Source organism: Salicola sp. AFF1, from assembly GCF_056783195.1.
Genome location: NZ_JBXAYL010000037.1, coordinates 1 through 13,480 on the forward strand (window position 1 = coordinate 1; position 13,480 = coordinate 13,480).

Annotated in this window: 7 protein-coding genes, 1 pseudogene and 1 CRISPR repeat array; of the genes and pseudogenes, 7 read left to right on the forward strand and 1 reads right to left on the reverse strand. The window is 58.4% G+C overall.

All coding sequences use genetic code 11. The annotated features are described in order from the left end of the window. Positions 1 to 567 (reverse strand): annotated as a pseudogene (locus tag AC1RQI_RS15420) (hypothetical protein); the annotation flags it as partial. Positions 568 to 675: 108 nt separating this feature from the next. Between AC1RQI_RS15420 and AC1RQI_RS15425 the strand changes: the two are divergent. The 7 genes from AC1RQI_RS15425 (at position 676) to cas6f (ending at position 10,402) form a co-directional block, all read left to right on the forward strand. Beyond that, positions 676 to 1,641 (forward strand): helix-turn-helix transcriptional regulator, encoded by a 966-nt coding sequence (locus tag AC1RQI_RS15425; protein WP_481905511.1) that lies wholly within the window; start codon positions 676 to 678, stop codon positions 1,639 to 1,641. Between the two features lie 88 nt (positions 1,642 to 1,729). Beyond that, entirely contained in the window at positions 1,730 to 2,710 is a 981-nt protein-coding gene (gene cas1f / locus AC1RQI_RS15430) for a type I-F CRISPR-associated endonuclease Cas1f (protein ID WP_481905512.1), read from the forward strand. Continuing rightward, positions 2,707 to 6,084, forward strand: coding sequence for a type I-F CRISPR-associated helicase Cas3f (cas3f, locus tag AC1RQI_RS15435; protein ID WP_481905513.1), 3,378 nt, complete (start codon positions 2,707 to 2,709; stop codon positions 6,082 to 6,084). The genes cas1f and cas3f overlap by 4 nt, the downstream gene beginning before the upstream one ends. Positions 6,085 to 6,479: 395 nt before the next feature. Then, positions 6,480 to 7,778 (forward strand): type I-F CRISPR-associated protein Csy1, encoded by a 1,299-nt coding sequence (gene csy1, locus AC1RQI_RS15440; protein ID WP_481905514.1) that lies wholly within the window; start codon positions 6,480 to 6,482, stop codon positions 7,776 to 7,778. Beyond that, the gene (gene csy2 / locus AC1RQI_RS15445; protein WP_481905515.1) at positions 7,771 to 8,793 is read left to right on the forward strand and encodes a type I-F CRISPR-associated protein Csy2; all 1,023 of its coding nucleotides are present in this window, start codon (positions 7,771 to 7,773) and stop codon (positions 8,791 to 8,793) included. The genes csy1 and csy2 overlap by 8 nt, the downstream gene beginning before the upstream one ends. Before the next feature lie 2 nt (positions 8,794 to 8,795). Next, the gene (gene csy3 / locus AC1RQI_RS15450; protein ID WP_481905516.1) at positions 8,796 to 9,839 is read left to right on the forward strand and encodes a type I-F CRISPR-associated protein Csy3; all 1,044 of its coding nucleotides are present in this window, start codon (positions 8,796 to 8,798) and stop codon (positions 9,837 to 9,839) included. Then, positions 9,839 to 10,402 (forward strand): type I-F CRISPR-associated endoribonuclease Cas6/Csy4, encoded by a 564-nt coding sequence (gene cas6f, locus AC1RQI_RS15455; protein ID WP_481905517.1) that lies wholly within the window; start codon positions 9,839 to 9,841, stop codon positions 10,400 to 10,402. The genes csy3 and cas6f overlap by 1 nt, the downstream gene beginning before the upstream one ends. Before the next feature lie 130 nt (positions 10,403 to 10,532). Continuing rightward, positions 10,533 to 13,389: direct repeats of the CRISPR family, unit length 28 nt; unit sequence GTTCGCTGCCGCGTAGGCAGCTCAGAAA. Positions 13,390 to 13,480: the final 91 nt, after the last annotated feature.

Sequence of the window (13,480 nt, forward strand, 5' to 3'; positions counted from 1 at the left end):
AGGATGGAGAGCGGGTGGACGATCAATCTGACAGGAGCGCCGCCTGATGGTCATACACCAGATTTGACAATAACTCCCCAATGTCAGGCCAGACCACTGACTTGGAACGTGCAGGATACGGCTGTGGAAGGGGCCGCCTTCATTGCCTTCCGCTTTCCAGGTTATAACGCCGTTTTCGGGTGGGGTGATCGACTTCGTGGTGCGGGTGGATTTCAGAACTCTGTTTAACGCGCGCCAGGTGCCAGCACCAACATCAACACGGCCGTCAGGCTTATCCATGCCGAGTTGATCTTTCTGAAAACCCTCAATCGCGGTAATGACATCCGGGTCGGCCTTTTTCTTGATTTCAACGACGTCCTTGCCCTTTTTGCGGGCATAGACATTGAGGAGGGCGCATATCAGCTTGCAGTCATTCGCGCGGTTGTCTCCATCCTGACCCACAGAGGCCTGAATCCTGAAATCTGCCATTCCCTTGCTCCTTGCTTCTCTATTCCCTGTTTCCATGGCTTTTGCCAGAACCTGGATAAAGCTTACAACTTCCCCATCAACGGTGACAAGCCAGCCCAATTAAGCCCGGTTCACCTGTATCCCCCTTACCACTTGTTCAAATCCATCAGCAACCTGTGCTAAAGATGGTGTTCAAGAGGAGCATAAGCAGCCCCATAAGGACGTCCAGTGAGCCAGATCGAACGCATCTACCGCATCCATGACATGCTGCGCTCGGCGCGTTCGCCGGTGCCGATGCAGCGGTTCATGGAATCCCTGGAGGCCTCGCGTAACACCATCACGCGCGACTTCCAGTTCATGCGCGACATCCTCCGCGCGCCCATCACCTACAACCGCGAGCACAACGGCCACGAATACGGCCCCGAGGAACCGGTTTTCGAGCTCCCCGGCTTCTGGATGAACGCCAGCGAGCTCCACGCCCTGCTGGCCAGCGAGCAACTGCTGGAAGCCGTCCAGCCCGGGCTGATGACGCCGCACCTGGCCCCGCTCAAGAACCGCATCCGGGAGCTTCTGGGTGACGAGGGCGATACGGCCCAGCGCCTGAGCGAACGCATCCGGATCCAGCCCATCCTGGCCCGCCATGCCCCGGAGTCCATCTTCCGCAATGTGGCCGAAGCCACCCTCCGTGGCCTCCAGCTCCATGTTCGCTACACCAGCCGCAGCCGGGAGCAGACGCAGGAACGAACCATCAGCCCGCAGCGGCTGCTGCACTACCGCTCCAACTGGTACCTACTGGGCTGGTGCCATGAAGCCGAGGCACTGCGCCTGTTCTCGCTGGACCGGATCAACGCCCCTTGCGTCACCAGCAGCAACGCCCATGAATGCCCGCCCGAAACCCTGGACGCCGAATTTGGCACCAGTTTCGGCATCTTCACCGGCGAAGCGCGCCAAACAGCGCACCTGTGCTTCTCACCACGGGCGGCGCGCTGGAGCGCCGAGGAACTGTGGCACCCGGACCAGGAGAGCCAATGGGCCAGCGATGGCTGTTTCCACCTCTACGTACCCTACGCGGACCCAACGGAGTTGGTTATGGAAGTTCTCCGTTATGGGCCCGACGTGGAAGTGATCGGCCCGGAGGCATTGAGGCGGGAGGTTGCGGACCAGGTCTCACGCATGCACGGCTTGTACTGGTGATTCCAACAGTGATGCGTTATGTGGGGCAGGCCCGCTGTTAGCCTGCCTACTACAATACTCAAATCATCAGGAAACACGGGCAGACACCATGGATGACCTTTCACCAAGTGACCTGAAAACAATCCTGATCAGCAAGCGGGCCAACATCTACTTCCTGGAACACTGCCGTGTATTGGTGAAAGGAGGGCGTGTTGCTTTTGTGACCGATGAGGCCAAGCGCTCCCTCTACTGGAACATCCCAATCGCAAATACCTCGTCCGTTCTGCTGGGAACCGGCACCTCCATAACACAGGCTGCGGTCAGGGAACTTGCCAAGGCTGGCGTCATGCTCGGCTTCTGTGGCGGCGGCGGGACACCGCTTTTCAGTGCGAACGAAGTCGAGTTCGATGTTTCCTGGTTCTCGCCCCAATCCGAATACCGCCCCACCGAGTACCTTCAGAGCTGGGTTGCCTTCTGGTTTGACGACGAACAGAGGCTCAACGCCGCCCGATTGTTCCAACAAGCCCGCTTGCAGCGCATCCGCGATGTATGGCTCAACAATCGGCTCCTCGCTGACAACAACTTCCGGATTGAAGCGCAACAGCTCGAACCGCTGCTGCAGGAATCCGAAAACGCCATAAAGCAGGCGCCGGATAATACAACCCTTCTTACCGAAGAAGCGCGACTCACCAAGAAGCTGTTCAGCCTTGCAGCTGCATCAGTGAACTACGGTGATTTCTCCAGGGCCAAGCGCGGAACCGGTACCGATCCCGCCAACCGGTTCCTCGACCATGGCAATTACCTCGCCTATGGACTCGGAGCCACGGCGGCCTGGGTCCTCGGATTGCCACATGGGCTGTCCGTACTGCATGGCAAGACGCGGCGCGGCGGACTGGTGTTCGATATTGCCGACCTGATCAAGGACGCCACGATACTGCCCCAGGCGTTCATCTCAGCGGTCCGGGGCGATGAGGAACAGGACTTCAGGCAATCCTGTATCGAGCTCTTATCCCGTAACGAAGCTCTTGATTTCATGATCGACACCGTTAAAACCGTCCCGGCAACACTCAAAGCAGGTACCAGCTCATGAACATACTGCTGGTATCCCAGTGCAGCGGCCGTGCGCTCACCGAAACCCGCCGGATCCTCGATCAGTTCGCTGAACGCAAGGGTGAACGCACCTGGCAGACACCGATCACCCAGGAAGGCCTGACCACCCTGCGCAAATTGCTCAGACAAAAAGCCCGAAAGAACACAGCCGTGGCCTGCCACTGGATCCGAGGCAAAGACCACAGTGAGCTCCTATGGATTGTGGGCAATGCCCGCCAATTCAGCGCGACAGGTACTGTGCCCACCAATACCACCACCCACGACATTCGTCGTTCCATGGATGAGAACGACTGGCATACCGGCGAGGACATCAAACTGCTGGCTGCCATGGCCGCGCTCATGCATGACCTCGGTAAAGCCTGTGCCGCCTTCCAGAACCGGCTCCGAGGCCGTGCCAATGCCCAGCAGAAAAACCTGATCCGCCATGAATGGATATCTCTGAGGCTCTTCCAAGCCTTTGTGGGAAGCGACGATGATGCAGCCTGGCTTGAACGACTTGCCTCAACCAGCGAGGTCTCCGACAAGGCGTTTATGGACAGCCTTCAGCAGGATGGCCTTACGGAACAGACGGACTACCCGCTCGCCAACCTCCCGCCACTAGCGGCCGCTATTGGATGGCTGATACTGTCCCATCACCGCCTGCCCGCTATGCCCACCGATAAGTCACGATGGGGCGCCAAGCTGGACAGCCTGCGTGCCGGCCAACTGCGTAACATTCCGGGAATCGTTGACGCCGAATGGAATGAGCGAACCCAACCCACTTCCTCAAGCGACCTAAAACCCTATTGGGCGTTTGAACATCCAACCCCTGTTACCACCGAGAAATGGCAGCACCAGGCAGCGAAAGTAGCCCGTCGGCTTCAGGCTCGACGCCAACCCTCGGGAGGCTACCTTGATAACGCCTATCTGATGCACCTAACCAGATTGTCGCTGATGCTGGCGGACCATCACTACTCAAGCCTTACTGAAAAACAGTACCGGTACCAGGGTGAACCGGATTACCCGGTTTTCGCCAACACCGACAGGAAAACAGGAGCGTTCAATCAGCCACTGGACGAGCACATCCTGGGGGTCATGAAGACCTCTATGGAAATTGCCCACAATTTGCCCGGTGTCGAACGCTACCTCCCACGCCTTGGGCGCCATAAAGGGTTCCGGAGGCGCAGCAGCAACAGCCGTTTCCGCTGGCAGGACCACGCCTTTGACCTTGCGGAATCACTCCGCCAGAAGAGCCAGGATCAGGGTTTCTTTGGCATCAACATGGCCTCAACCGGGTGCGGAAAAACCTTGGCCAATGGGCGCATCCTCTACGCTCTGGCGGATCCCAATCGCGGTGCCCGCTTCTCCATTGCCCTGGGGTTACGCACACTGACGCTCCAGACCGGCCAGGCGTACCGGCAACGCCTGGGCCTGGGTGAAGACGAGCTCGCCATCAGGGTCGGCGGCGCCGCCAACCGGGCGCTTCATGACTATTATGAGGAGCAGGCAGAGAAGGCTGGGTCCGCTTCCGCACAAGGATTGATGAGTGAAGATTCGCATGTCTACTTTGAAGGCAACATTGATGACCATCCCCTTTTGAACCGGGTTGCCGATGATCCGCATACGCGCTCCCTGCTTTCCGCGCCCATCCTGAGCTGCACGGTCGACCACCTCATACCAGCCACCGAAAGCCTCAAGAGCGGCCACCAGATTGCTCCCATGCTGCGCCTGCTGAGTAGCGACCTTGTACTGGACGAGATCGACGATTTTGCCCTGAACGACCTCCATGCGCTGACCCGGCTGACATTCTGGGCCGGCCTTCTTGGCACCCGGCTCATACTCTCGTCAGCAACCATAACCCCGGACCTGGCAATGGGCCTTTTCGATGCGTACCGCGCCGGGCGCGCGGAGTACCAGAAGAACCGGGGCGAGTCCAGCCGCCCCGCTAATGTCTGCTGTGCCTGGTTCGATGAACATCAGCGCACTCATCACAATTGCGACTCCAAAGAAGCGTTCGGGCAAGTACATGCCGAGTTCGCCCACCAGCGAGCCCGGAAACTCAGCCAGCATGCTGTAAGGCGTCGTGGCGCCCTCATCAACAACCTGCCCGAAGGCGTGCACAAAACGGAAATCCCCAGCAGCCTGGCCAAGCAATTCCTGGAACACAGCCAAACCCTGCACGGCCGGCATCATACGAAGGACCCCAAGACGGGCAAACGTGTCAGTTTCGGCCTCATCCGAATGGCCAACATTGATCCGCTGATCCAGATCGCCGAGGCCATGTACGCTCTGGAAGGCATCGCCGATACGCGCATCCACCTGTGCGTCTACCATTCGCAGTTTCCGCTGCTGGTGCGTTCCGCGATCGAGCATCATCTTGATCGTGCGCTTAGCCGCTCGGATGAAAAGGCTGTTTTCGAGCTACCAGAAATCCGGGGCCAGCTGGATAGTCACCCGGAACCGGATCAGCTCTTTATCGTGCTGGGCTCGCCGGTGACCGAGGTGGGGCGGGATCACGACTATGACTGGGCCATCGTGGAACCCTCTTCCATGCGCTCCATCATCCAGCTTGCCGGCCGTGTTGTGCGCCATCGCACCATCACGCCGGAACAGCCCAACGTTTTCCTTCTGGACAAAAACCTCGCAGCACTGAAGCGGCCCGCAGAGCCTGCGTTCATGCGGCCCGGATTCGAGGGATACGGCCAATGGCAACTCCGCAGCCACTCACTCAGCGACGTGCTAACCCCAGACGAATACGAGGTGATCGACTCGCGACCGCGCCTTCTAAGACGACCGAAACTGGCCCCCCAGAGCAATCTCTGTGACCTGGAACACGCCCGTTTGAAAGAGCTGCTCGTGGCACCGGAAATGCCAGAGGGCCAATCTTCGCAAGACACTGACAGCGGCCAGGCGCTGTCACCACGCCAAAAGGCGAAGCGCCGCAGCGAACCGGTGCTGGGCGCTTACAGCTTCCACTATCTGCCTTACGCCCACCTGACCGGTGTCCTTCAGCAGTGGAAGCCATTCCGTGAAAGAACGGCTCAAGAGTCCGAACTTGTCCTTTTGCCTGACGAGACGGAAGAGGATTTCGTGTTGCACGAAATAGCGAACGGCGAGAAGCGAGGGGAAAAGGTCTACCGCCAGGTGGAAAGAAGCAAGCTCCATCGAATCACGCTCAATTCTCCCCAGGAGACTGCCATAGGGCCTTGGATTGAAACGGATTACATGACGCTTTTAGGCGAGCTCGCACAAAGCCTAGAGATGGAACCCTCTGCCTGTGCCGAGCGATTTGGAAAGCTCACCCTTAACGCTCCATCGGATAAAAGCTCTGGCTGGGGATATCACCCGCTTCTTGGATTCGCAAAACTAAGCTAAAGCTTGGAGGCCATGCCTTAAGGCCTGCCTACTCGGCAGAACATTTTACTAGCAATAGGCAATTTTTCTGAGCTACCTATTCGGTAGACGCACACAGTCTAACACCCAAGCGCCAACAATGCGGTCCCCTGACCTCAAAGTTATATACAAGTAATAGTCAATTGGTTTGACAAAGAAAGAAATCCTCCCTAGACTAAAAATTAGCCACTCACGGAGAGTGGCTGAATATCACCGATGCGCTGCTGCTTGCCAGCTCAACGCAAGCTAGGGAGGAATCGCGTGACTGGCAATCACGCCGTCTTAATAACGTAGCCATAGACCCGGGAGCCGCCACTCCCGGGTCTTCCTATTTTAGCCGAACCAGCGGCCCTACAACAATTCAAGCAGGAACTGCCATGCCGGAACCTCAAACCGAGACAGCCGACCAACTGAAGGAGGTCATTACTTCTTTTATTCAGGAGCGGCTGGAAACCAAACTCAAAACCCAGAGCGACCCCGACAAACGGAACGCCCTAGCGCAGCAACACCAATTCAGCACTTGGCTCGAACAGGCGGCAAAGCGCGTCAATCAGCTCCAGGTCGTCACCCATTCCCTCAAGCCCATCCACCCCGAAGCCAAAGGGACCAATCTGTACGTCCCCCCAGAGCAGCTTCCATATCATCCCTTTGTGGGAAGCCACCTCCTGGAAACGAACTTCAGCCCTGATGTGGTGGGCAACGCCGCCCAGTTGGACGTTTATAAGTTTCTCCGTATTGAGCTCAATGGTGAGTCACTGCTTGAACGCGCCCTGCGCCAAGACCCGGAGCTGATCGCCGCGCTGAGTGAGGATCGGGAGCTAGCCCTGGAATGGGTCAGTGCCTTTGCCGGCATCACGGAGCCCGCAGGCACCTACGCCTCCCATACCAGAGCCAAACAGTTCTACTGGCTGACGGGGGATGACCCGAGCGACGACTCCCAGTTCCATCTGCTGGCCCCGCTTTACGCCACCTCCCTGGCCCATAATGTGTTCCGGACCATCAACGAGGACCGTTTCGGGGAAAGCGCCAAAGCAGCTCGCCAAGCCCGCCGGAACGGAGAGTATTCCGATACCGAGGTCCGCTTTTACCCCGATCTCGCCATCCAGAAATTCGGCGGTTCCAAACCGCAGAATATCTCCCAGCTCAACAGCGAACGTGGAGGCGTCAACTACCTGCTGAGATCGCTTCCGCCAACATGGCATTCCCCGGATGTTCGCCTCCCCCTGCGGGTCGCCTCCGCATTCAAGATCTTCGGGAAACGAACCACGACCCGAGAGCTTGTGAGGGACCTCAGGGCGTTTCTCAAGTCGGACCCTAAACCCACCGCCGCTACCCGGGAACACCGGGACGAATTCATCCATGCATTGATCGATGAGCTGATCCGCTTCACCAGCGAACTCCACTCGGCGGAGCCTGGCTGGAGCCGCCATGAGGAGTGCGACCTCCCAGAGGCGGAAGCCCACTGGCTCGATCCGGACCGCACACGGGTCGACGAGGCATTTGCCGACAACCACGCGACCATCGACTGGCCGCTCCACATTCGCCAGGCATTTGCCGCCTGGCTCAACGGCAGCCTTGAAGCCGCCCTTCCCGTTTCGGATACCGAGTACGACCACTGGTCCAAGCAACTGAAGGAAAGACTGGACGAACTGCAGGAGGTGCTTCCCCATGTCTGACGCGCAAGCCCTACTGGTGCTGCCCCGCATCAGGGTGCAGAACGCCAATGCCATTTCCGGGCCCATGACCTGGGGATTCCCTGCCATGACGGCATTCGTGGGCCTTATGCATGCCCTGGAGAGACAGATCCAGGCCGCCGGCATGGACCTCTACTTTAATGGTGTGGGCGTGGTCTGCCACGGCCATGAGGCCCAGGCCTCGGAGTCCGGTTACGTCAATGCCCTTCACCTGACCCGCAACCCGGTCAACCATAAGGGGGAGACAGCCGCTATTGTTGAAGAAGGCCGCATCCACCTGGACATCAGTCTTGTGTTTTCGGTTTTCGGGGCGCTTTGTGACGCCCCCGATGCGGAGAAGGACGCAACGGCCCAGGCCGTTCGTGAAATGCTCGGCGATATGCGGGTAGCCGGCGGAACCGTGCTACCCGATGCCCCCACAACCAACGCCCCCGGCCGACGCACCCACTCCTCTCTAGTGGCGCTGAGCGACGATACAAACGAGGCGCAGAGCCAATTCCGCCAACTGACCTACAAGCTGCTGCCAGGGTTCTCCCCGGTGCTGCGCAACGATCTTCTGCACGAGCACTGGCACGAACGCCGCCAGCATGATCCAGCAACCTCGCTTCTGGATGCCTGGCTGGACCTCTCCCGGCTGAACATCCAGGCCACGAACTCCGATAGTGCTGGCGAAGGCGAGGAAACCCAGAACGACACCGAATGGCAGGTGCGGCGCCCGTCCCGCCCTGGCTGGTTTGTTCCCATACCGGTCGGATTCGGGGCACTGACGGAGCCTCTTGGAGAGGGACAAGTCAACAACTGCCGGGACGCCTCCGTCCCATTCCGGTTTGTTGAAAGCCTGTTCTCAATCGGGCAATGGGTGAGTCCCCATCGATTGAGAACGCCAGCGGACATGCTCTGGTACCCCGAGACAGACCCCGAAACAGGTCTTTACCAACTTCAGAACGACTTTGCAGAAACCCAAAACATCAGCTCAACCCCATCACAGGAGCTTTAATAATGGCTAAAAACGACGCACTCAAAACCGCTTCCGTCCTCGCGTTTGAACGCAAGCTGGACCCCTCCGATGGCCTCATGTTCAGCACCACCTGGGACGACCGGGCCCATTCAGAGCACTGGAAGCCCGTGTCAATCCGGGAGAAATCCGTCCGGGGCACCATTTCCAATCGGCTTAAAGCCAAGCAACAGGATGCCGCCAAGATCGATGCCGCCATCGAGAACCCCAACCTGCAAACCGTGGACGTAGCCGCCCTTCCCAACACAGACGATACGCTGGTGGTGCGTTTTACACTGCGGGTGCTCGGCGGCACGGGCACTCCCTCCGCTTGCAACAACGCCCCTTATGAAGACCGCCTCCGCGAGGTTGTGAACGAATACCGCGATGAGCATGGCTTTGAGGCACTCGCGTTCCGTTATGCGACCAACCTGGCCAATGGCCGCTTTCTGTGGCGCAATCGTATGGGTGCGGAAGAGGTCCAGGTTGACGTCAGCCGGCTCCAGAAAGGAGAGCGAAGCCAGCAATGGCGCTTTGATGCCTTCAATGTCCCCATGCGGAACTTTAACGTTGAAGACACGGAAAAACAGCAGGTTGCCGAACTGGCCTCGCACATCCAGGCGGCCCTGGAAGATCGGGAGCACCTGCTTCTGGAAATCAGTGCAGCCGTCCGCATTGGGGATGGCCAGGAAGTTTTCCCTTCCCAGGAACTCATCCTGAACCAGGGCAACCGCACCAAAAGCAAAACCCTATACAGCGTTGATGGCATTGCCGGCATCCACTCCCAGAAACTTGGCAACGCCATCAGGACCATCGACACCTGGTATCCCACGGACAACGGCGACGACGTCGGCCCTATCGCTGTTGAGCCCTACGGCTCCGTAACCACCAAGGGAGCCGCCTACCGCCAGCCAAAACAGAAAGCAGACTTCTACTCACTGCTGGACAACTGGATCCTCAAGGACAAGAAACCGGCTGACGCAGGCAACCAGCACTTTGTGATGGCAACCCTGATCCGGGGTGGGGTATTCGGCGAAGGAGGCGAGTAATGTCGCACTACATTGAGCTTGAGGTGCTTCCCGATCCTGAATTCACGCCGCCGGTGTTGATGAGTGCGCTTTTCAGCAAGCTGCATCGGCAGCTGGCCCATGAGCAGTGGACCGATGTGGGTGTCAGTTTCCCTGGCTATTCCACGGCTCCCCGTTCGCTGGGGAGCGTACTCAGGCTGCACTCCACACCGCAGCGACTGGAGACCCTCATGGCCACTGACTGGCTCCGGGGCGTCTCGGAACACACGGCAACCAGTGGTATTAACCCCGTTCCGGCTGACGCCGAGCACCGTGTTTTCAAGCGCCGCCAGTTCAAGACCAACGTGGAACGACTGCGGCGACGGCGTATGAAACGCCACGGTGAGACCTATGAACAGGCGGCTGATGCAATACCTTCAAAGGTGGAACAGACCCCGTCATTGCCATTTCTTGTGCTGCGAAGCCAGAGCACCCGCCAGCGTTTCCATTGTTTTATCGAGCAGAGTGCTCCCAAAACCGAGCCGGTGCCTGGCACCTTTAACGCTTATGGCCTTAGTGACCATGCAACGGTACCCTGTTTTTGAACCCTTTTTGAGAGGCTTCAAAAACAGGCTTTAAAATCAACCAGTTACAAGACTACCTCCAGAAAGGGTTCTGGAGGCTGTTTGCACTTTTGCTCTTTAACAATCAGTGACTTATGCTCCTTCAACTCTAGTTCGCTGCCGCGTAGGCAGCTCAGAAATCACAACCGCCCCATCCAGATGGATACAGCAAGTTCGCTGCCGCGTAGGCAGCTCAGAAATCGGTCTGCTGGAACGCCCGCGCCCCGGGCATGTTCGCTGCCGCGTAGGCAGCTCAGAAAACGTATCTGGCCGTAGGTCATGGAAGCGCTGATGTTCGCTGCCGCGTAGGCAGCTCAGAAAATCCATAGACGCCATGAAGCGGTCGTCCTCGTGTTCGCTGCCGCGTAGGCAGCTCAGAAAAACTGAACCGCCTTCCGGCAGTCTTCCTCGGTGTTCGCTGCCGCGTAGGCAGCTCAGAAAGCAGACCGATTAATCGCTGACATTGACGGTATGTTCGCTGCCGCGTAGGCAGCTCAGAAAAGTTGGCAGGGCCATTCAAGGCGCTCGCAGAAAGTTCGCTGCCGCGTAGGCAGCTCAGAAAGCCACTTATTCCCATGCGCTCAGCAGCTACACGTTCGCTGCCGCGTAGGCAGCTCAGAAAAGATGCAGGCGTCCACGGCCTTGATGATGGAGGTTCGCTGCCGCGTAGGCAGCTCAGAAAAAGTCCAGCGCCGAGAACACGATATCGCCAATGTTCGCTGCCGCGTAGGCAGCTCAGAAATGCTAATTTACAAGCGCAGCGGCGACACATTTGTTCGCTGCCGCGTAGGCAGCTCAGAAAAACGCAACAGAAGACGCATCATTTGATGATAGGTTCGCTGCCGCGTAGGCAGCTCAGAAAACCATGAAGGTCCTCTGCTGGTCAGTGCGCCCGTTCGCTGCCGCGTAGGCAGCTCAGAAAGATAAAAGCGGGTGCCCTGGTTAGGGCGATCAAGTTCGCTGCCGCGTAGGCAGCTCAGAAAACCACGCTGGTTTCGGTGTTGAGGTTGTCGGTGTTCGCTGCCGCGTAGGCAGCTCAGAAATCTATGAAGCCGCTGCCCGATAGGCTTCCGTCGTTCGCTGCCGCGTAGGCAGCTCAGAAATTCGTCACCGGCTTCTTTGAGCGCATCCGTCAGGTTCGCTGCCGCGTAGGCAGCTCAGAAATATCTGTTGAGCCGCTGGAGCTAACTGACGAGGTTCGCTGCCGCGTAGGCAGCTCAGAAATGTTCCATACCAGCGCAATCCGTCATGCCGCCGTTCGCTGCCGCGTAGGCAGCTCAGAAAACCAAGCCTTCCAGCGTCCCAATAAAGCCACCGTTCGCTGCCGCGTAGGCAGCTCAGAAAATGCCTGGTACAACCAGATCAGCCAGGACCTGGTTCGCTGCCGCGTAGGCAGCTCAGAAAAGGTTCTGCTGGCGCGGAGGAATGCGGCTCATGTTCGCTGCCGCGTAGGCAGCTCAGAAACGACCGTCCGGATTGGCCGTCACCGCCTCGTTAAGTTCGCTGCCGCGTAGGCAGCTCAGAAATGCCCGGGGTGACGTTCAAACCCAAGGAGACGGGTTCGCTGCCGCGTAGGCAGCTCAGAAATCGCCCCAGAGTCCGCATCCAGAGCGGCGGCGGTTCGCTGCCGCGTAGGCAGCTCAGAAAAATACGAGGGTCGCGCGACGCAAACTTCAAGCTGTTCGCTGCCGCGTAGGCAGCTCAGAAATTTGAGCGTGATGGGGCGCCCAGCCTGCATAGGTTCGCTGCCGCGTAGGCAGCTCAGAAATGATCGTCAACGCCACCGACGTTGAGGGGAACGTTCGCTGCCGCGTAGGCAGCTCAGAAAATGAAGTGGCCACCGCGACCGCCGGTCAGACGGTTCGCTGCCGCGTAGGCAGCTCAGAAAACCTCCATCTATTGATTGCGCTGCGGTATAGAGTTCGCTGCCGCGTAGGCAGCTCAGAAATCACTCGGCGGTCCTTCCTCGTCCCACTGCGTGTTCGCTGCCGCGTAGGCAGCTCAGAAAAGCTCCGGCAGAAGCATCTGGTACACCAATGCGTTCGCTGCCGCGTAGGCAGCTCAGAAAGCCTTCGATGACCGAGCCTTGTTCTTCGCCCCGTTCGCTGCCGCGTAGGCAGCTCAGAAATATGACAAACGCCACGCCGTTCCAGACGGTGCGTTCGCTGCCGCGTAGGCAGCTCAGAAATAAGACCGGCCTGCTCAAGGGTCGATAGAAGTGTTCGCTGCCGCGTAGGCAGCTCAGAAAGATTATCTCAACGCTGTCGCTGGGTTCATGGCGTTCGCTGCCGCGTAGGCAGCTCAGAAACTGTCCGTCAGCCAGCTTGCCCAGAAGTTCGAGTTCGCTGCCGCGTAGGCAGCTCAGAAAGATGAGCGCATCAGCGCCCCTTTGATCAGCTTGTTCGCTGCCGCGTAGGCAGCTCAGAAATTCGCCGCCGCACTCCCGACATTCGGTGACCTGTTCGCTGCCGCGTAGGCAGCTCAGAAATACACCCACCTGCGACATTGGCCATAGATCAGGTTCGCTGCCGCGTAGGCAGCTCAGAAAAGGTTCACGGACCGCGACCAGAACGCTCTCCAGTTCGCTGCCGCGTAGGCAGCTCAGAAAATAAAGCCATGGGCTCGAAATAGAGATAGCCCGTTCGCTGCCGCGTAGGCAGCTCAGAAAGTCAATTCCTTCTGGTCGCGCTCCTGGCGATTGTTCGCTGCCGCGTAGGCAGCTCAGAAAATCTGGCGAAAATGCTCAAGCATTTTCTCATCGTTCGCTGCCGCGTAGGCAGCTCAGAAATCCAACGGCACCCGCGCAACCAGGCTGACGGCGTTCGCTGCCGCGTAGGCAGCTCAGAAAAGAATCCGGCGGCGCCGGCGCTGCCTTCGCGCCGTTCGCTGCCGCGTAGGCAGCTCAGAAATGTTCGAGAAATAAAGGACGCTTCTGAGGTCAGTTCGCTGCCGCGTAGGCAGCTCAGAAAAAGGAGCGCGTACTTGTCAATGGCCATCTATTTTGACCCACCTTTGGCCAATAAAATTGACCCACCCTTCATAGTCTAGTTCTTGGTTTTC

What these genes read in the sequence shown, in the direction of transcription:
- cas1f (WP_481905512.1), top strand. Translation starts at nt 1,730, where the DNA reads ATGGATGACCTTTCACCAAGTGACCTGAAAACAATCCTGATCAGCAAG.
- cas3f (WP_481905513.1), top strand. Translation starts at nt 2,707, where the DNA reads ATGAACATACTGCTGGTATCCCAGTGCAGCGGCCGTGCGCTCACCGAA.
- csy1 (WP_481905514.1), top strand. Translation starts at nt 6,480, where the DNA reads ATGCCGGAACCTCAAACCGAGACAGCCGACCAACTGAAGGAGGTCATT.
- csy2 (WP_481905515.1), top strand. Translation starts at nt 7,771, where the DNA reads ATGTCTGACGCGCAAGCCCTACTGGTGCTGCCCCGCATCAGGGTGCAG.
- csy3 (WP_481905516.1), top strand. Translation starts at nt 8,796, where the DNA reads ATGGCTAAAAACGACGCACTCAAAACCGCTTCCGTCCTCGCGTTTGAA.
- cas6f (WP_481905517.1), top strand. Translation starts at nt 9,839, where the DNA reads ATGTCGCACTACATTGAGCTTGAGGTGCTTCCCGATCCTGAATTCACG.